This window comes from Planomonospora parontospora (assembly GCA_014647935.1).
In the GTDB taxonomy this organism is placed as follows: Bacteria; Actinomycetota; Actinomycetes; order Streptosporangiales; family Streptosporangiaceae; genus Planomonospora; species Planomonospora parontospora.
The window spans coordinates 97,136-113,735 of sequence record BMQD01000011.1; the positions used below are offsets into that span (position 1 = coordinate 97,136).

The window sequence follows — 16,600 nt, forward strand, 5'->3', positions numbered from 1 at the left end:
CTCCACCGGAACGCGGGCCGGTGCTCCGGCCTTCAGACCGGGGAGAGCGTCGATCGCGTCGGTCAGCGCAGGGCGATCGGCCGGCCGGTGCGGCCGTCGACCGCGGTGAGGTCCGTTCTGCCTGGCAGCGGCGGGACGAGGCGGACCCGCGTGGAGGCCGTACCGCCGGTGACATTCACCGGGAGCGTCCGGGCGCCGGCGGGATGGTCCGGCACCGCCGTACCTCCGTGCAGCCACACCTGGAGCGTGCCGCCGCGGCGGCGCACGGCGACGGTCGCGGTGTCGCACCCGTCCGCGGCGGCCGTCCAGGAGAGCGCCACCGCACGGAGCGCGCCACCGCGCGTGATCAGCCGGGCCTCTTCGGGCACGAGGGGGGAGGCGGAGCAGGGCGCCGGATGTGCGATCACGTTCTCCGGCCGGGTGGGGGCGGGTGCCATGGGCCGGGGGGACGTGGTCGTCCCGGGCCGGGAAGGCATGGGCGCCCCGGGCTGAGGGGACACAGAGGACGCAGAGGATGCGGAGGCGGGCCGGGAGACCTCGGGAACCGCGGTCCGCGGGACCGACGGCCGGGCGGCCGGCGCCTGGGACGGGATCCCCGCGTCGAGCCAGACGGTGGCCGCCTCCAGCACGGCGAGTGCCAGAACGGCGGCCACCCGCGCCCAGGCCCGGCCGCGGAACAGCAGCCATAGGCACACGGGGGCCAGGAGCAGCCACGAGACACCGAGCACGAGCATGTGGTCACCACCGCGAGGTATGAGGATTTCAACTCTCCGTCATACTCCTGTCGCAACGGGTGATGGAGGTGTTTACCGCTTCCTTGCCGATCGGTGATCGTCCGCATCCGAAGCGTGAGGGATCCGATAGCGTGTCCTCGTCCTCGTCGCCACACCCCCTCCTTCGGTGGCCACTACGCTTCCCCCAGAAGGAAACATGCACATGCTGCAGCTGCAGAAAGCCCTCCGAGCCGAGATCAGGGAGTACACGGCGCCCATGTTCGAGCAGCTCATGGTGAGGATGGAGGACTTCGCCACGAAGGCGGACCTGGAGCGGTTCGCGACCAAGGCGGACCTGGAGCGGTTCGCCACGAAGGCGGACCTGGAGCGGTTCGCGACCAAGGAGGACTTGGCCGAGGTCAAGCAGGATGTGGCGGTCCTGAAGACGGACGTGGCGGTCCTGAAGACGGACGTGGCCGACCTCAAGCACGACGTCGCAGGGCTCAAGCAGGACGTGACCGGGCTCAAGCACGACGTCGCAGGGCTCAAGGCGGACGTGGCCGGGCTCAAGACGGACTTCCGCAGGATGGACGGGAAGATCGACCGGATCATCGACTTCCTGGGGATGCCGGCCGCCTGAGGCCGGATCAGGAGGCGCGGACCACCGGGGCGCCGGTGAGGACCACTCCGGCCGAGTCGAGCTCGGCCAGGGCGGCCTCGGTGGTCTGGCGGGCCACCCCGGCGGTCAGGTCCAGCGGTACGTGCACGGCCAGGCCGTTCTCGACGGCGTCCAGCGCCGTGGCGCGCACGCAGTGGTCGGTGGCGATGCCGACCACGTCCACCGCGTGGACGTGACGCTCGGCGAGCCAGTCGGCCAGCCTGGTGCCGTCGGCCGACGTCCCCTCGAAACCGCTGTAGGCGGCGGAGCGGGCGCCCTTGCTGAACACCTCCTCCACCCGTCCGGCGTCGAGGGCGGGGTGGAAGTCGGCGCCGGGGGTGCCGGCCACGCAGTGCGCCGGCCACGAGGTCACGAAGTCGGGCTCCGCGGCGAAGTGGTCACCGGGGTCGACGTGGAAGTCGCGGGTGGCCACGACGTGGTCGTAGCCGTGTGAGGCCGCGTGCCGGGAGATGGCGGCGGCGACCTCGGCGCCGCCGTCCACGGCGAGGCTGCCGCCCTCGCAGAAGTCGTTCTGGACGTCGACGATGATCAGCGCGGTTGCCATGGCTCTAGTCAAACACGGTGGGAAGCGCGGCGTCGCCCCGGGACAGCTGGTGCGCGGTGACGGGGAGCTCGGCGAAGGCCTCGCGGTGCCTGGCGCGGGCCTCCTCCGGCTTCTCCCGCACGACGACCTCGCCGCCCCGGACCAGCGGGGTCTGCAGCGGGCGCGCGCCGGGCGGCCGCCGTCCCGCGGTCGTGACCAGCTCGGCGACCGCCGTGCCCGACTCGTCGAGCCGCCGGAAGGCCTCCTTGCGCCCGCCCCGGCTGGGCTTGCCGACGGACCTCTTGGCCACCGGCTGGAGGACGCCCGCGGAGTCCTCCCGGGCGACGAGTTTGTAGACCAGGGCGGCGGTGGGCGAACCGGAGCCGGTGACCAGGGAGGTCCCGACGCCGTAGCCGTCCACCGGGGCGGCGGCCAGCGCCGCGATGGCGTACTCGTCGAGGTCGCCGGTGACCAGGATCCGGGTGCCGTGCGCGCCCAGGCCGTCGAGCTGCGCGCGGACCTCGCGGGCGGCCTCGGTCAGGTCACCCGAGTCGATGCGGACCGCGCCCAGCCCGGGACCGGCGAGCTCGACCGCGGTCCGTACGGCCCGCGCCACGTCGTAGGTGTCCACCAGCAGCGTGGTGCCCGTGCCGAGGGAGGCGAGCTGGGCGGCGAACGCCTGCTCCTCGGAGTCGTGCAGCAGCGTGAACGCGTGGGCCGCGGTCCCGGTGGTCGGCACGCCGTACACCCGGCCGGCCATCAGGTTGGAGGTGGCGGCGAACCCGCACAGGTAGGCGGCGCGGGCCGCGGCCACGGCGGACATCTCATGCGTGCGCCGCGAGCCCATCTCGATGAGGGGCCGCGAGCCGGCGGCGCAGACCATCCGGGAGGCGGCGGTGGCGATCGCGCAGTCGTGGTTGAGGACGGACAGGATCAGCGTCTCCAGCAGCACCGCCTCGGCGAACGTGCCCTCCACGGTCATGATCGGGGAGCCGGGGAAGTAGCACTCGCCCTCGCGGTAGCCGTGCACGTCGCCGCGGAAGCGGTAGCCCGCCAGGAAGTCCAGGGTGGCGTCGTCCACCACCCGGTTGGCGGCCAGGAACGCGAGCTCGTCCTCGCCGAACCGGAAGTGCTCCAGCGCGTCGAGCACCCGGCCGGTCCCGGCGACCACCCCGTAGCGCCGCCCGCCCGGCAGCTGCCGGGCGAACACCTCGAACACGGCGCGCCGGGAGGCCGCTCCGCTGCGCAGGGCCGCCTGCAGCATCGTCAGCTCGTAGTGATCCGTCAGCAACGCCCCGCTCATGCTCATCGTCACGAGTCGAAGACTAAGCCCGGGATAGGGCAGACTGGTGAACGTGGGTACCACAGCTCCGATGGAGGTCGAGCGTCCGTCGATCGACAGCCGGCCGGATCTGCCCTGGCTGACGATCGTCTGGAACGACCCGGTCAACCTGATGTCGTACGTCACGTACGTCTTCCAGTCCGTCTTCGGCTACTCGCGGGAGAAGGCGGAGAAACTGATGCTGGACGTGCACCACAAGGGCAGGGCGGTGGTCTCCAGCGGCACCCGCGAGGAGATGGAGCGCGACGTGCAGATCATGCACTCCTACGGCCTGTGGGCGACCGTGCAGCAGGACGCATGAGCAGTGGGTTCGCCGCGGGGCGCGACGGCGGTGTGACCGCCCGCTTCGACGCCGCGGAGATAGCGGTCCTGCGGTCCCTGATCTCCCAGATCCTCGATCTGGTCGAGCCCGGCGCGACCGGGGACGACCCGCTGGAGCGCGCCCTGGGGATCGGTTCGGCCGAGGAGCCCACCGACCCGGTGCTGGCCCGGCTGTTCCCCTCGGCCTACGCCGACGACGACCTGTCGGCGGAGTTCCGCCGCTACACCGAGGCGACCCTGCGGGACGGCAAGCGCTCCGACGCGCGGACCATGCTGGAGACCGCGGCGCCCGGCCGGGTGGAGCTCACCGCGGAGCAGGCGCAGGCGTGGATGCGGGCGCTGAACGACGTGCGGCTGGCGCTCGGCACCCGGCTGGAGGTGACCGAGGAGGTGCACGACGAGATCGCCGGGATGGGCGAGGACGACCCCCGCTATCCGGCGTACGTGACCTACGACTGGCTGACCTACCTCCAGGACAGCCTGGTCCGCGCTCTTTGGTAGCTTCCAGGCATGCTCACGATCTCCCAGGAACTGGTCGACAAGATGATCGCGCACGCCCGGGCCGACCACCCGGACGAGGCGTGCGGCGTGATCGCGGGCCCCGAGGGCTCCGACACCCCGGCGCGCTTCGTCCCGATGGAGAACGCCGAGCGGTCGCCGACGTTCTACCGGTTCGACTCCATGGAGCAGCTGCGGGTCTGGCGCGAGATGGACGACCGCGACGAGGAGCCGGTGGTCATCTACCACTCGCACACCTCGACCGAGGCCTATCCCTCGCGCACCGACGTCTCCTACGCCTCCGAGCCGAACGCCCACTACGTGCTGGTCTCCACCCGCGAGGAGCTGGGGGAGGAGGCGGAGGTGCGCTCCTACCGCATCGTCGAGGGCGTGGTGACCGAGGAGGAGGTCGTCATCCTGCCGTCGTGACGTCCACCACGTGACACGGCCGTGGGGCCCGGCGCCCCTTTTGGGTAAACTGGACGGCATGCCGACCGCCGACCCGAACCCCGAGGACGTCGTGCGCTCGCGTCCCGGCGTTCGCGTGCGGCACGCGGGCCTCGCACCCGTGCAGAACTTCCTCTTCGGGCACACCCCTCTCTCCGTCGTCTACGACTGTCGCTGACCGGCCCCGCCGGAAATCCCCCCAGCCCCACCGGTGTTCTCATCCGGTGGGCGTTCCCATGACGACACGAGTTCCCACGACGACACGAGGAGACCGATCCACGATGGCCATCGAGGTCCGCATCCCCACCATCCTGCGCACGTACACCGACGGCGCCAAGGCCGTGGACGCCAAGGGCGCCACCCTGGAGGAGCTGATCGGCGACCTGGAGTCCCGGCACCCGGGCCTGCAGGCCCGCCTGGTCGACCAGGGCGCGCTGCGCCGCTTCGTCAACGTCTACCTGAACGACGAGGACGTCCGCTTCCTCGGCGGCCTGGAGACGCCGGTGGCCGACGGCGACACCGTCACCGTGCTGCCCGCCGTGGCCGGCGGCTCCCGCTGACCCGCGCCGTGCCGCCGGGACCGCGTCCGGGCCCGGCGGCACGACCCGACGTCTCTCGTCCACCGACACGGAGCGGAAACCCGCACTCATGCGTTTTGACTCGCTGATCGACTCGGTCGGCCGCACTCCCCTGGTCGGGCTGCCCCGCCTGTCGCCGTCGGAGGACGTGCGGATCTGGGCCAAGCTCGAGGACCGCAACCCCACGGGTTCGATCAAGGACCGTCCGGCGCTGTGGATGATCGAGCAGGCCGAGAAGGACGGGCTGCTCACGCCCGGCTGCACGATCCTCGAGCCCACCAGCGGCAACACCGGCATCTCGCTGGCCATGTCCGCCCGGCTCAAGGGCTACCGGCTGATCTGCGTGATGCCGGAGAACACCTCCGAGGAGCGCCGCCAGCTGCTGCGCATGTGGGGAGCGGAGATCATCTCCTCTCCGGCGGCGGGCGGCTCCAACGAGGCGGTCCGGGTCGCCAAGGGGCTGGCGGCCGAGAACCCCTCCTGGGTGATGCTCTACCAGTACGGCAACCCCGCCAACTGGCGCTCCCACTACGAGACGACCGGCCCGGAGATCCTCGAGGACCTGCCGTCCGTCACCCACTTCGTCGCGGGCCTGGGCACCACGGGCACGCTGATGGGCGTGGGCCGGTTCCTGCGCGAGCGCGTGCCCGGCGTGCGGATCGTCGCCGCCGAGCCGCGCTACGGCGAGCTGGTGTACGGCCTGCGCAACGTGGACGAGGGCTTCATCCCCGAGCTCTACGACCCCGAGGTGCTGACCACCCGGTTCTCCGTCTCCTCGGGCGACGCCCTGCGCCGGACCAGGGAGCTGCTGGCCGCCGAGGGCATCTTCGCCGGGGTCTCGACCGGTGCCGCCCTGCACGCGGCCCTGGGCATGGCCGCCAAGGCGGTCAAGGCCGGAGAGCGCGCGGACATCGTGTTCGTGGTGGCGGACGGCGGCTGGAAGTACCTGTCCACCGGAGCCTACGAGGGCACGCTGGACGAGGCCGAGGAGCGCCTGGAGGGCCAGCTCTGGGCCTGACGGCCAGCTCTGGGCCTGACCTCCGGCCGGTCCGGCCGCCGCGGAACGGCGGAGGGGCGGGCGTCCTCCCTGGACGCCCGCCCCTTTTTCATGTGCCCTCAGCCGGATCCGTCCGGGATCAGTCGAACAGGACCCGCACGGAGAAGTCCGCGTCGCCGCCGGACTGCGTGCCGCTGATGCCGACGGCGCGCAGGACCTTGAGGTTGGCCTGCTCGTCGCCCTGCAGGTTCTGCAGGTAGAGCTTCTCGAGCTTGTTGAGGTCGACGTACGTGGCGAAGGTCGCGTCGCCGGCGTTCGGGACGGCGAGCTGGAAGCTCTCGCTGTCGGCCAGGGTGCCGTCCTTGGCGAGCTCGGCCGCGTAGTCCTGGGCGCTGGCCAGGACGAGGAAGCCGTCGCCGGGGACCTTGGCGATCTGCGGGGCGGCGGTGCCGGAGTCGGCGAGGAACCGCTCCAGCTTGCCGACGACCTCCTGGGCCTTGGCAGGGTCGGTGGTGATCCGGGCGCCGATCTTGGGCGAGTTGGCCTCCAGGCCGTTCTCGTCCAGGGCGACGGTGAGGTTCTTGCCGAGCAGCGTCACCAGATCGGCGGGGAGCGCCAGCCCGTACTTCTGCTGGGCCTGGTCGACGAACTGCTGGAAGGACTGGCCGCCGCCGGCCTGGTCGGCCGCCTTCATGAGCTCGGTCCACTGCTTGCCGATCGCGTCGCCGAGACCGGAGACCGAGACCGCCGCGGCGGTGGAGGCGGGGAGCTTGCCGATCTGGGAGGGCTGGGCGTCGCCCATGCCCACGTCCTTGGCGCCGCGGACGATGGCGGCCAGCTCGACGTAACCGCCGTCGAAGCGGAGCGCGCCGGCCACGCGGGCGTTCTTGAGCTGCGCGAGGGTGGCGGGGTCCTGGGTGGCCAGCTCCGGAGCGAGCTCGGCGACCTTCCCGGCGTCCAGCCAGAAGGACATGACACCGGTCTCACCGAGGTCGCCCTGGTCGGCGGAGAAGTTGGCGTTCTGCGACAGCGGGGCCGCGGCGGCGGCCTGGTCGGCCTGCTCCTGCTTCTCGGCGAGCAGCGCGTAGTCCTCGCGGAAGGCGATGCCGAACTTGCCCTCGCCGCCGGCCAGCTTGGCGATGCCGGCCTTGGCCTTGTCCTGGTCGGTGACCTGGACGGCCACCACGACGCCGGGCTCCTCGCCGCGCTGCGCGGGGGGCAGCACGGCCACGCCGACGCGGGAGCCGAGCCAGGGCTCGACGTCGGCGGCGTAGTCCAGCTTGCTCAGGCTCTGGTCGTCCTTCTTGATCATGTCGAAGAGGGACTTGCGCGGGTCGTCGCCGGTGAAGGAGTCCTTGGTGACGGTGAACTTCTTGGCGATGTCGAACAGCGCCAGCTTCTGGTTGGCGGCCGGGTCGAGGTCGACGCGGACGTAACCGAGGGCGTTGCCGGGCAGCACCTCGTACGGCTGGGTGCCGCCGCCGCTGAGCAGGCTGACCGCGGCGTAGCCGCCGCCGCCGAGGAGGGCCACGACCAGCGCCGCGATCAGCGCGACCAGCCAGCCCTTGCCGCCCTTGCGGGCCGGCGGGACCGGAGGCTGCCCCGCGCCCAGGAACTCGGGGCCCTGCTGCTGCCAGCCGGGCTGGCCGTACGCCTGCTGGCCATGGGCCTGCTGACCGTAAGCCTGCTGGCCGTACGGCGGCGGCTGCTGGCCGTACGCCTGCTGCTGGCCGTAGGGCTGCTGGGGCGCCGCCTGCTGCGGGTAGGGGGGAGGAGCCTGCTGGTACCCGCCCGGGTTCTGGGGGTGTCCGCCGCTCTGCGGGTGGCCGGGCTGACCCTGCTGCGGGTAGGCGCCGCCCGGCTGGGGGTACCCGCCCGGCTGGGGATAGGCCTGGGTGTGGGGCTGGTCGTGCTGCTGGGGACGGTATGCGATGGTCCTGTCCGGGCTCTCATTCGGATCAGGGAACTGTCCCGGAGGGGTGTTGGCAGACATGCTCACTCACAAGGTGGACTTCGGGGATATGTAGAAGTTAGTGCATCTTCCTAGCGAACCGCTTGCATTGAACTAACTGCGTCTTTGCTGCGTCTAAGGATGAATTGCCGCGGGCAGTGCTTCTGACCAGGGCTCTTGTCCCCCTGTCGGAGGCCTCGCGTCAAGGGCCGTGGAAATCGCCCATACGGGTGATCAGGGAACGACCACCCCAAAAACAATCTTCCAGCGGCCGGTCTGCTGAAGTCCTCCGTCCCGCCCTCCGGAAGTCGTCCGGAGTGCGCCGCGGCCGGTCGGGCGGGATCGGAGCAGGGCGGAGCCCGCGCCGGATAGTAGAGTGAGCTCACTAGAACAAGGTTCGGGAGGTCGGTCCGGCGGACGCCGCCGGACCGGACGTCAGGAGCGAGGGGACGCGACGGCCCGGCGCCGGCCGCGGACGCCCGAGCCGCCGGGTGAAGCGAGGTAGTGGACACAGATGACGAAGTTCGACGAGGCGACGCAGGCCATCCGGGTAGACGAGAACACCTACGACGTGTGCCTGGACCCCGGATACTCGATCGGCGGCCCCCTCAACGGCGGCTACCTGATGGCGGTGGTCCTGCGCGCCGTCGTCGACGCCTCCGCGCACGAGCACCCGGTGACCACCAGCGCCCAGTTCCTGCGCGCGGCCCGCCCCGGCCCCGCCCGGGTACGACTGGAGCGCATCAAGACCGGCCGCACCGCAGAGATGACCCGTGCCACCCTGCTCCAGGACGGCCAGGCGTTCATCGAGACCCTCGTCACCACCGCCACCCTCACCGCCGGCGCGGTCCCCGACTGGACGGACGGCCCCTCGGCCGCCATGCCGCCCGTCGAGCGGTGCGTCAGGCTGCCCGACCCCAGGCCCGAGTCGAACATGACGCTCAACGCCCAGGTGGAGATGGTCTTCGACCCGCCCACCGTCGGCTGGCTCGACGGCGCCCCCAGCGGCCGGCCGGAGTCGCGCGCCTACTTCCGGATGGCCGAGCCGCAGGACCCCGACCCCTTCGTGCTGGCCTTCGCCGTGGACGCCCTCCCGCCGGTGGTCTTCTCCGCCGGAGCCCGCGGCTGGGCCCCGACCGTCGACCTCACCTGGCACCTGCGGGCGCTGCCGGCCCCCGGCTGGCTCACCGTGCTGGGCAGCGGACGGATGATCGGCGACGGCTGGTTCGACGAGGACGTCGAGGTCTGGGACTCCGCCGGACGGCTCGTCGCCCAGTCCCGCCAGCTCGCCCGCGTCGGCCGCGGCTGACCGGAGTCCCTCCGCGCGGCCCCGCACGCGGCGCGCGACCGTTGTGAGGATTCTTACCGTGAGCGGTAGTCCCAGGTCGCCTAACCTTGGGAACCGTGTCGCAAGCGAGCATTGGAATCTTCGACAGCGGTGTCGGCGGCCTCACGGTGGCCAGGGCGATCATCGATCAGCTGCCCGGTGAATCGGTCCTCTACGTGGCCGACACCGCGCGGCAGCCGTACGGCCCCCTGCCGATCGCCCAGGTCCGGTCCTACGCGCTGGAGGTGATGGACCACCTCGTCGAGCACGAGGTCAAGATGCTGGTGATCGCGTGCAACAGCGCCAGCGCGGCGGTGCTGCGCGACGCCCGCGAACGCTACGACGTGCCCGTCGTGGAGGTGATCCAGCCGGCCGCCCGGCGGGCCGTGCGGGCCACCCGCAACGGCAGGGTCGGGGTCATCGCGACCCGCGCCACCATCCAGTCGATGGCCTACCACGACGCGTTCGCCGCGGCCCCCGACGTCCGGCTGACCGGGGTGGCCGCACCCCGGCTGGTCGAGTTCGTGGAGCGCGGCGAGACGATGAGCGAGGAGCTCATCGAGGTCATCCGCGGCTACCTGGAGCCCGTGCTCGACGACGGCTGCGACACGCTCATCCTGGGATGCACCCACTACCCGCTGCTGACCGGCGCGATCTCCTACGTCGCCGGGGACGGCGTCACGCTGGTGTCCAGCGCCGACGAGACGGCCAAGGACGTCTTCAGGATCCTGCACGACCAGGGCCTGGCCGCCCTCCCCGGCACGCTGCCCCGCCACCGGTTCCGCGCCACGGGTGAGACCGGGCTGTTCGCCAGGCTCGGCCGGCGGTTCCTCGGCCCGGAGATCGAGGCGGTCGAGGCCGCCCCGGTGGGAGCACCGGTGGGGACGCCGGTGCCGGCACCCGTCCGCGACGCCGGCGTCGCGGTGACCACGCGGTCGGGGACCCCGGCCTGAGGGCCGGACCCCACGCCGGAGGCAATCGATGAAACAGGAGGCCGCGTTGAAACTGACGATCGTCGGATGCTCGGGAAGCTTCCCCGGGCCGGACAGCCCCTCGTCCTGCTACCTGCTGGAGGCGGAGGGCTACCGGATGCTGCTGGACTTCGGCAACGGCGCGCTGGGCGCCCTCCAGCGGCACATCGGCCTGTACGACGTGGACGCGATCTGCCTGTCGCACCTGCACGCCGACCACTGCCTGGACCTGTGCCCCTACCACGTGGTGCGCACCTACTCCCCGGACGGCCCGCGGCCGAGGATCCCGGTCCACGCCCCCGCCGACGCGCCCAGGCGCCTGGCCGCCGCCTACGGCATGCCCGACGAACCCGGCCTGGACACCGCCTTCGACTTCGCCGCGCTCACCCCCGGCACCTTCGAGGTCGGACCGTTCGAGGTGACTACCGCCCGCATGAACCACCCGGTCGAGACCTTCGGCTTCCGCGTCTCGTACGGCGGGCGCTCGGTCGCCTACTCCGCCGACACCGGCGAATCCGCCGAACTCGTCAAGCTGGCCGCCGACGCGGACCTGCTGCTGTGCGAGGCGTCGTTCCTGGACCGGCCCGACCTCCCCGAGGCCCTGCACCTGTCCGGCCGCCAGGCCGCCGAGCACGCGGCCAGGGCCGGAGCGGGCACGCTCGTGCTGACCCACCTCGTCCCCTGGTACGACCCCGCGGACATCCTCCGGGACGCCTCCCGCGGCGGCTTCGGCGGGCGGATGGAGCTCGCGCGGAGCGGGGCCGTGTATGACCTAGGGTGATGTCCATGGCTCGTGCAGACGGACGCAATCCCGATCAACTCCGCCCGGTGACCATCACCCGGGGCTGGCTCGCACACGCGGAAGGCTCGGTGCTCGTCGAGTTCGGCGGCACCAGGGTGCTGTGCGCCGCCTCCGTGCAGGAAGGCGTGCCGCGCTGGCGCAAGGGGAGCGGCCAGGGCTGGGTCACCGCCGAATACTCCATGCTGCCTCGGGCCACGAACACCCGCAACGACCGCGAGTCGGTGCGCGGCAGGATCGGCGGCCGGACGCACGAGATCTCCCGCCTGATCGGCCGCTCCCTGCGCGCCTGCGTCGACTACAAGATCCTCGGCGAGAACTCCGTGGTGATCGACTGCGACGTGCTCCAGGCCGACGGCGGCACCCGCACCGCCGCCATCACCGGCGCGTACGTCGCGCTGGCCGACGCGGTGAGCTGGATGCGCGAGCGCAAGATGTGCAAGGGCGACCCCCTGGTCGACTCGGTCGCGGCCGTCTCGGTCGGCGTCGTGAAGTCCACCCCGCTGCTCGACCTCTGCTACACCGAGGACGTCGCCGCCGAGACCGACATGAACGTCGTCATGACGGGGGCCGGCGAGTTCGTCGAGGTCCAGGGCACCGCCGAGGGCAGGCCGTTCGACCGGGCCGCGCTGGACCGGCTGCTCGACCTGGGCGTCGCCGGCTGCGCCGAGCTCACCCGCCTGCAGAAGGCGGCACTGGCGTGAGGCGGGTCGTCCTGGCGACGCGGAACACCGGGAAGATCGTCGAGCTCCGCCGCATCCTGGCCGAGGCCGCGCTGCCGGTCGAGATCGTCGGCCTGGAGGAGTTCCCGCAGATCGGCGACGTCGCGGAGACCGGCCTGACCTTCGCGGAGAACGCCCTGCTCAAGGCCCACGCCGTCGCACAGGCGTCCGGCCTGCCGGCCGTCGCCGACGACTCGGGCCTGTGCGTGGACGCGCTCAACGGCATGCCCGGCATCTTCTCCGCCCGCTGGTCCGGGACCCACGGCGACGACAGGGCCAACCTGGACCTGCTGCTCGCCCAGGTCTCCGACGTGCCGGACGGCCGACGGGGGGCGCACTTCGCGTGCGCCGCGGCCCTGGCCCTGCCGTCGGGGCAGGAGCGGGTGGCCGAGGGCGCGCTGCACGGCTCGATCATCCGCGCCCCGCGCGGGACCGGGGGGTTCGGTTACGACCCGGTCTTCGTGCCGGAGGGCGGGACCCGGACGACCGCCGAGCTGGCCCCGGAGGAGAAGGACGCGATCAGCCACCGGGGCCGGGCCTTCCGCGCGCTGGCCCCGATCCTGGCCGAGGTGCTCGTCCCGGAGTGACCCGTCCGGCCGCGCCGGGCCCGGCGCGGAGTGACCCGTCCCGCCGGGCCCGCTGCGGGCCTCCGGTAATGAACGGGTAAGAACTCCCGGTCCCCGGCGGGCGTAGCGTCGAGCCATGGAGAGCAACGGGCGCGCACCCGCATGGGCCGCGGCACTGATCGGGCTGGTCGCGGGCGCGGTGGCGGTGGGGGTGTCCCTGCCGGTCGCCGCGCTGGTCAAGGCCTCGGCCTTCCCCGTCGTCGCGGTCGGGGACGCCGCGGTGGACCTGGCCCCCGCGTGGCTGAAGGAGTGGGCGATCCGCGCCTTCGGCGAGAACGACAAGACCGTCCTGCTCGTCGGCGTCCTCGCGGTCCTCGCCGCCGTCGCCGCCGCCACGGGAGCGCTGGCGGTCCGCGACCTGCGGTACGGCCTGGCCTGCCTGGCCGCGTTCGGCGCCGTCGGCCTCCTGGCGGTCCTCACCCGTCCCGGCGCGGGCCCCGGCGACGCCCTCCCCACGCTGCTGGGAGTCGCCGCCGGGATGTCCGCCCTGTCCCGGCTGCTCCGCCGCGCCCGCCTCGGCCCCCCGCCCCTTCCTGCGGCCCGTGGTGGGGCCCGTGGTGAGGCCGGAACGGCCCCGGAACCCGGAACGGCCCCGGGGACCGGGGCGGGTCCGGAGGCGGCGGAGCGGCACGGCGTCCCCGGCCCGGCGGTCATGCGCGCGGGGGAGGACCTGCGCTCCTTCGACCGGCGCGGACTGCTGACCGCGGCGCTCGGCGGAGTGGCCGTGGCCGGGATCGGCGGCGCGGCCGGGCGGCTGCTGTCCGGAGGGGCCGAGGCGGACGCGGCCCGCAGCGGGGTGGTGCTCCCGCGTCCCGCGGTCCCCGCCCGGCCGGTCCCCGCCGGAAGCGATCTCAGGATCAGCGGGCTGTCGCCGTTCTTCACCCCAAACCGCGACTTCTACCGGGTGGACACCGCCCTGCTCGTCCCCAGGGTCGACCCGCGCGACTGGACCCTCGCGATCACCGGCATGGTCGACCGGCCGGCCGAGCTGACCTTCGCCGACCTGATGGGGCGGCCCCTGGTGGAGGCCGACGTCACGCTCTGCTGCGTGTCCAACGAGGTCGGCGGGCCGTACATCGGCAACGCACGCTGGCTCGGCGTCCGCCTGGCCGACGTCCTGCGCGAGGCCGGCGTGCACGCCGGCGCCGACATGCTGCTCAGCACCTCCACCGACGGCTGGACCTGCGGCACCCCGGCCGACGTCGTCCTCGACGGCCGGGAGGCGCTCCTGGCCGTCGCGATGAACGGCGAGACGCTCCCCGCCGACCACGGCTTCCCCGCCCGACTGGTCGTCCCGGGTCTGTACGGCTACGTCTCCGCGACCAAGTGGGTGACGGAGATCAAGGTCACCCGGTTCGACCGGGACGAGGCCTACTGGACGCCGCGGGGCTGGTCGGCGAAGGGTCCGGTCAAGACGCAGTCGCGCATCGACCTCCCCAGGCCCGGAGCGGTCCTCCCGCCCGGCCGCACCGTGATCGCCGGGGTGGCGTGGGCGCAGCACCGGGGGGTGGACGCGGTCGAGGTACGCGTCGACGGCGGGCCGTGGCGGCGGGCCCGGCTGGCCGAGGCGCCCACGGCCGACACCTGGCGCCAGTGGGTCCTCGACGACTGGGACGCCGCGGCGGGCGAGCACACCATCGAGGTGCGGGCCACCGACGCCACCGGCCGCACGCAGACCGCCGAGCGGGCCCCGGTGGCCCCGGACGGCGCCACCGGCCTGCACGCGGTCACCGTCAGGGTCGCCTGAACCTCGGGCTTGCACGCGGTCACCGCCGGGACCGCCCGAACCCCCCGTCTTGCGTGCGGTCACCGTCAGGGCCGCCCGAACCCCCGGCTGAGCCCTCGGCCCGGAGGAAGTCCACCGGCCCGGATCTGGTCAACTCACCCGCACCGCCGCGGTGACCGCCCTACGATCGGGGCTGCGAAACGTGGAGCGAGGGGGGATTCATGTGACGCGATGGTCCGTGCCCGCGGGTGTCTACAACCCGGTCGTGACCGCCGACGGGAAACGGTGGCGCGACTTCGAGCTGGACGGAGCCGTCTCGGTCGTCGTGGCCGCGCCCCGGGAGCCCGAACGGGAGCCCTGGAGGCCGCCCCGGCTGGACCGGTGCAGGCCGTACGGCACGGCGGGTGGGCTGTCGAGGCCGGAGCCGCAGGCCCAGGCCGACATCGAGCAGGCCGTCCCGGTCGACGAACGGGGCGCGCCGCGGCGCTTCCCCGATCCCCGGGGCATGTGGATCCGGCTGATCAACGCCACCGGCCCGGCCGACGACCCGTTCCGCGCGACCAACGCGATGGACTGCGCCATGGCGGTCCTCGCCACCTGGTACGGCATGCCGACCGTCGCCGCCCCCCGGCACGCCGAATACGACCGGATCGGCAAGCCCGTGCTCACCGGCGAGACCGGGGGACCGGCCCGCGCCGAGCGGTGGCTGGGCCACCGCTTCCAGCTCGTCGGCCAGGGCCGCGGCGCCTACGCCCTCATCGCCCAGCGGCTGCTGGCCGGGGGACACGGCTCCGCCGCGCTCCTGGTGACCCGCTGGCCGACCGGCGGCAGCCACGCGTGGAACGCCGTCAACTCCGGAGGAGAGGTGATCTGGATCGACGCCCAACGGGGCCACATGGCGGTCGAACCGCCGTACGACACGGTGACCGGTGTCTTCTGCGTGGCGCTCGACCGCGAGGGACGGCCGCTGTGAACCTTGACCAGGCAAGGGCCGTGGCGGAGGAGTACTTCAACGGGGTCCGCCCCCTCGACGCCGCCCTGGAGGTCAGGGTCCACACCTTCAAGGAGGGCTACGTCGCCTGGACCAGGGACCCCGGGGAGGACGACCCGGCCGCGCCGCCCGAGACCGTCGGCGCCGGATGCATCGTGATCGACAGGGCCACCGGCGAGGTCTTCGTCCGCCCGCTCCTCAGCCCCGAGATCGTGGCCGAGCAGTGGCCGGGGCGCCGCCCCCGCTAGTGCGCCGAGTCGGTGGTCCGCCGGCAGCATGAGGTGAGGGTGCCGAAGGTCTCCTCGCCCGTCCTGGTCCGCACGAACGGTTTCGGGTCCTCGTTCCAGGTGGTGATCCGGATGCGGATGTCCTTCTCCAGCGCCTGGACCGACCTGTGCACACCCCTGCGTATCCGTTCGTCCGTCAGCTCCGCGAACCACCGCTCGACCAGGCCGAGCCGGGACGCGCCGCTCACCCCGGCGTGTGAATCCGGCCGGTACCGGCCCGGGGAGAAAGCTCAGAGGCTTGTCTCCATCCGCGTATCGAAAGCACCGCGTGCGCGTTCGATGGCGGGCATGTGCTTCGAGGCCCACGCCAGCAGTACGTCGACGGGCTGCCGCAGGGTCTTGCCGAGCGGCGTGATCCGGTAGCTGACCGCCACCGGGCGCGTGGAGACGACCTCGCGTTCGATCACCCCGTTGCGCTCAAGGCGCCGAAGCGTGGCGGTCAGCGACTTCTGCGTGACCGCAGGAATGGCCCGGCGGAGCTCGTTGAAGCGGCAGGGGCGTTCGCAGAGCTCGTTGAGAACGCCGAGGGACCACTTGTCGAGCACCTGATCGAGGAGCTCGCGGTGCGGGGCGTCGATGTGGAGCCGGCCCTCGGTATCCATGGTGAAACCTGGTCTCGTTGAAGTGTCCTTTATGTACTAGATATCTTACGGGTACCTACTTTGAGAAGGAGAAACGGCCATGACCGTTCAGCACTTCACGCCGGAAGGCATGATGCAGCCCGTCCCCTACCATCACGTGGCCGTCGGCAAGGGCACCACTCAGGTACACGTCAGCGGGCAGGTCGCCCGCCGGGCGGACGGAACCCCGGTGGCCCCCGGCGATCTCGCCGGGCAGGTCGCCCACGCCTTGCGGAACACCGCCCTCGGCCTGGCGGGCGCGGGCGCCTCGTTCGCGGACGTGCTGCGCCTGACGTTCTACGTGACCCGGTGGAGCCCGGAGAAGATCGGCGACTTCATGGCCGGAGTGGAGGCCGTCGCCGAAGAGGTCGGCCTCCCGCTTCCCATGCCGCCGGCCAGCCTCATCGGTGTCGACCACCTCTTCGAGCCGGATGTGCTCGTCGAGGTCGAGGCGACCGCACTGCTCGACTGATGCGGTGCAC

General features: G+C 72.5%; 22 protein-coding genes. 16 read left to right on the forward strand and 6 right to left on the reverse strand.

The genetic code is table 11. The features are described from left to right. Positions 1 to 62 precede the first annotated feature (62 nt). Entirely contained in the window at positions 63 to 734 is a 672-nt protein-coding gene (locus IEZ07_RS18390; protein ID WP_191895869.1) for a hypothetical protein, read from the reverse strand. 202 nt (positions 735 to 936) lie between these two features. On the opposite strand from IEZ07_RS18390, the gene IEZ07_RS18395 reads away from it, so the two are divergent. Continuing rightward, positions 937 to 1,353, forward strand: a complete 417-nt coding sequence (locus IEZ07_RS18395; protein WP_191895870.1) for a hypothetical protein — start codon at positions 937 to 939, stop codon at positions 1,351 to 1,353. A 7-nt stretch (positions 1,354 to 1,360) separates the two neighbouring features. Here the strand turns inward: IEZ07_RS18395 and IEZ07_RS18400 are convergent, their stop codons facing one another. Both IEZ07_RS18400 and IEZ07_RS18405 read right to left on the reverse strand, forming a co-directional pair. Then, entirely contained in the window at positions 1,361 to 1,936 is a 576-nt protein-coding gene (locus IEZ07_RS18400; RefSeq protein WP_191895871.1) for an isochorismatase family protein, read from the reverse strand. 4 nt (positions 1,937 to 1,940) lie between these two features. Next, positions 1,941 to 3,224: a nicotinate phosphoribosyltransferase gene (locus IEZ07_RS18405; RefSeq protein WP_191895994.1), complete on the reverse strand. Its 1,284-nt coding sequence runs from the start codon at positions 3,222 to 3,224 to the stop codon at positions 1,941 to 1,943. Positions 3,225 to 3,270: 46 nt separating this feature from the next. On the opposite strand from IEZ07_RS18405, the gene clpS reads away from it, so the two are divergent. From clpS to IEZ07_RS18435, 6 genes are all read left to right on the forward strand, one after another. Next, positions 3,271 to 3,558 (forward strand): ATP-dependent Clp protease adapter ClpS, encoded by a 288-nt coding sequence (gene clpS, locus IEZ07_RS18410; RefSeq protein WP_068895294.1) that lies wholly within the window; start codon positions 3,271 to 3,273, stop codon positions 3,556 to 3,558. Then, complete coding sequence (locus IEZ07_RS18415) at positions 3,555 to 4,079, forward strand: DUF2017 domain-containing protein (protein WP_068894913.1); 525 nt, start codon at positions 3,555 to 3,557, stop codon at positions 4,077 to 4,079. Before clpS ends, IEZ07_RS18415 begins: the two co-directional genes overlap by 4 nt. 9 nt (positions 4,080 to 4,088) lie before the next feature. Continuing rightward, positions 4,089 to 4,505 carry a M67 family metallopeptidase gene (locus IEZ07_RS18420; protein ID WP_191895872.1) on the forward strand — a complete coding sequence of 139 codons (417 nt, stop codon included), beginning with the start codon at positions 4,089 to 4,091 and terminating at the stop codon, positions 4,503 to 4,505. Positions 4,506 to 4,563: 58 nt separating this feature from the next. Further along, entirely contained in the window at positions 4,564 to 4,701 is a 138-nt protein-coding gene (locus IEZ07_RS18425; protein WP_157237453.1) for a hypothetical protein, read from the forward strand. Between the two features lie 103 nt (positions 4,702 to 4,804). Beyond that, positions 4,805 to 5,083: a MoaD/ThiS family protein gene (locus IEZ07_RS18430; RefSeq protein WP_068894917.1), complete on the forward strand. Its 279-nt coding sequence runs from the start codon at positions 4,805 to 4,807 to the stop codon at positions 5,081 to 5,083. An 88-nt stretch (positions 5,084 to 5,171) separates the two neighbouring features. Continuing rightward, on the forward strand, positions 5,172 to 6,119 hold the full coding sequence (locus IEZ07_RS18435) for a PLP-dependent cysteine synthase family protein (protein WP_068894919.1): 948 nt from the start codon (positions 5,172 to 5,174) through the stop codon (positions 6,117 to 6,119). Between the two features lie 118 nt (positions 6,120 to 6,237). Here the strand turns inward: IEZ07_RS18435 and IEZ07_RS18440 are convergent, their stop codons facing one another. After that, on the reverse strand, positions 6,238 to 8,091 hold the full coding sequence (locus IEZ07_RS18440; RefSeq protein WP_191895873.1) for a DUF3352 domain-containing protein: 1,854 nt from the start codon (positions 8,089 to 8,091) through the stop codon (positions 6,238 to 6,240). A 472-nt stretch (positions 8,092 to 8,563) separates the two neighbouring features. Here IEZ07_RS18440 and IEZ07_RS18445 point away from each other — a divergent pair, with 472 nt between their 5' ends. The 8 genes from IEZ07_RS18445 to IEZ07_RS18480 all read left to right on the forward strand — a co-directional run bounded on the left by IEZ07_RS18445 (position 8,564) and on the right by IEZ07_RS18480 (position 15,459). Continuing rightward, the gene (locus IEZ07_RS18445; RefSeq protein ID WP_068894923.1) at positions 8,564 to 9,358 is read left to right on the forward strand and encodes a thioesterase family protein; all 795 of its coding nucleotides are present in this window, start codon (positions 8,564 to 8,566) and stop codon (positions 9,356 to 9,358) included. A 95-nt stretch (positions 9,359 to 9,453) separates the two neighbouring features. Then, positions 9,454 to 10,329 carry a glutamate racemase gene (gene murI, locus IEZ07_RS18450; protein WP_191895874.1) on the forward strand — a complete coding sequence of 292 codons (876 nt, stop codon included), beginning with the start codon at positions 9,454 to 9,456 and terminating at the stop codon, positions 10,327 to 10,329. Between the two features lie 46 nt (positions 10,330 to 10,375). Further along, positions 10,376 to 11,128, forward strand: a complete 753-nt coding sequence (locus IEZ07_RS18455) for an MBL fold metallo-hydrolase (protein ID WP_191895875.1) — start codon at positions 10,376 to 10,378, stop codon at positions 11,126 to 11,128. 5 nt (positions 11,129 to 11,133) lie between these two features. After that, complete coding sequence (gene rph, locus IEZ07_RS18460) at positions 11,134 to 11,850, forward strand: ribonuclease PH (protein WP_068895296.1); 717 nt, start codon at positions 11,134 to 11,136, stop codon at positions 11,848 to 11,850. After that, entirely contained in the window at positions 11,847 to 12,455 is a 609-nt protein-coding gene (gene rdgB / locus IEZ07_RS18465) for an RdgB/HAM1 family non-canonical purine NTP pyrophosphatase (protein ID WP_191895876.1), read from the forward strand. Before rph ends, rdgB begins: the two co-directional genes overlap by 4 nt. A 115-nt stretch (positions 12,456 to 12,570) precedes the next feature. Then, a complete protein-coding gene (locus IEZ07_RS18470; RefSeq protein WP_191895877.1) occupies positions 12,571 to 14,241 on the forward strand; it encodes a molybdopterin-dependent oxidoreductase in 1,671 nt (556 codons plus the stop codon). A 202-nt stretch (positions 14,242 to 14,443) separates the two neighbouring features. After that, on the forward strand, positions 14,444 to 15,193 hold the full coding sequence (locus tag IEZ07_RS18475; RefSeq protein WP_231647191.1) for a toxin glutamine deamidase domain-containing protein: 750 nt from the start codon (positions 14,444 to 14,446) through the stop codon (positions 15,191 to 15,193). Continuing rightward, positions 15,190 to 15,459: an SUKH-4 family immunity protein gene (locus IEZ07_RS18480; RefSeq protein WP_191895878.1), complete on the forward strand. Its 270-nt coding sequence runs from the start codon at positions 15,190 to 15,192 to the stop codon at positions 15,457 to 15,459. The genes IEZ07_RS18475 and IEZ07_RS18480 overlap by 4 nt, the downstream gene beginning before the upstream one ends. Here IEZ07_RS18480 and IEZ07_RS18485 read toward each other — a convergent pair. Together IEZ07_RS18485 and IEZ07_RS18490 are read right to left on the reverse strand one after the other, a co-directional pair. Beyond that, complete coding sequence (locus IEZ07_RS18485; protein WP_191895879.1) at positions 15,456 to 15,686, reverse strand: hypothetical protein; 231 nt, start codon at positions 15,684 to 15,686, stop codon at positions 15,456 to 15,458. The genes IEZ07_RS18480 and IEZ07_RS18485 overlap by 4 nt on opposite strands. Before the next feature lie 42 nt (positions 15,687 to 15,728). Then, complete coding sequence (locus tag IEZ07_RS18490; RefSeq protein ID WP_191895880.1) at positions 15,729 to 16,100, reverse strand: winged helix-turn-helix transcriptional regulator; 372 nt, start codon at positions 16,098 to 16,100, stop codon at positions 15,729 to 15,731. Positions 16,101 to 16,179: 79 nt separating this feature from the next. Here IEZ07_RS18490 and IEZ07_RS18495 point away from each other — a divergent pair, with 79 nt between their 5' ends. Further along, positions 16,180 to 16,590 (forward strand): RidA family protein, encoded by a 411-nt coding sequence (locus tag IEZ07_RS18495; protein ID WP_191895881.1) that lies wholly within the window; start codon positions 16,180 to 16,182, stop codon positions 16,588 to 16,590. Positions 16,591 to 16,600 lie beyond the last annotated feature (10 nt).

Coding starts and splice junctions, on each gene's coding strand:
- IEZ07_RS18390 (WP_191895869.1), bottom strand. CDS start 734: ATGCTCGTGCTCGGTGTCTCGTGGCTGCTCCTGGCCCCCGTGTGCCTA.
- IEZ07_RS18395 (WP_191895870.1), top strand. CDS start 937: ATGCTGCAGCTGCAGAAAGCCCTCCGAGCCGAGATCAGGGAGTACACG.
- IEZ07_RS18400 (WP_191895871.1), bottom strand. CDS start 1,936: ATGGCAACCGCGCTGATCATCGTCGACGTCCAGAACGACTTCTGCGAG.
- IEZ07_RS18405 (WP_191895994.1), bottom strand. CDS start 3,224: ATGAGCATGAGCGGGGCGTTGCTGACGGATCACTACGAGCTGACGATG.
- IEZ07_RS18415 (WP_068894913.1), top strand. CDS start 3,555: ATGAGCAGTGGGTTCGCCGCGGGGCGCGACGGCGGTGTGACCGCCCGC.
- IEZ07_RS18420 (WP_191895872.1), top strand. CDS start 4,089: ATGCTCACGATCTCCCAGGAACTGGTCGACAAGATGATCGCGCACGCC.
- IEZ07_RS18425 (WP_157237453.1), top strand. CDS start 4,564: ATGCCGACCGCCGACCCGAACCCCGAGGACGTCGTGCGCTCGCGTCCC.
- IEZ07_RS18430 (WP_068894917.1), top strand. CDS start 4,805: ATGGCCATCGAGGTCCGCATCCCCACCATCCTGCGCACGTACACCGAC.
- IEZ07_RS18435 (WP_068894919.1), top strand. CDS start 5,172: ATGCGTTTTGACTCGCTGATCGACTCGGTCGGCCGCACTCCCCTGGTC.
- IEZ07_RS18440 (WP_191895873.1), bottom strand. CDS start 8,091: ATGTCTGCCAACACCCCTCCGGGACAGTTCCCTGATCCGAATGAGAGC.
- IEZ07_RS18445 (WP_068894923.1), top strand. CDS start 8,564: ATGACGAAGTTCGACGAGGCGACGCAGGCCATCCGGGTAGACGAGAAC.
- rph (WP_068895296.1), top strand. CDS start 11,134: ATGGCTCGTGCAGACGGACGCAATCCCGATCAACTCCGCCCGGTGACC.
- IEZ07_RS18470 (WP_191895877.1), top strand. CDS start 12,571: ATGGAGAGCAACGGGCGCGCACCCGCATGGGCCGCGGCACTGATCGGG.
- IEZ07_RS18490 (WP_191895880.1), bottom strand. CDS start 16,100: ATGGATACCGAGGGCCGGCTCCACATCGACGCCCCGCACCGCGAGCTC.
- IEZ07_RS18495 (WP_191895881.1), top strand. CDS start 16,180: ATGACCGTTCAGCACTTCACGCCGGAAGGCATGATGCAGCCCGTCCCC.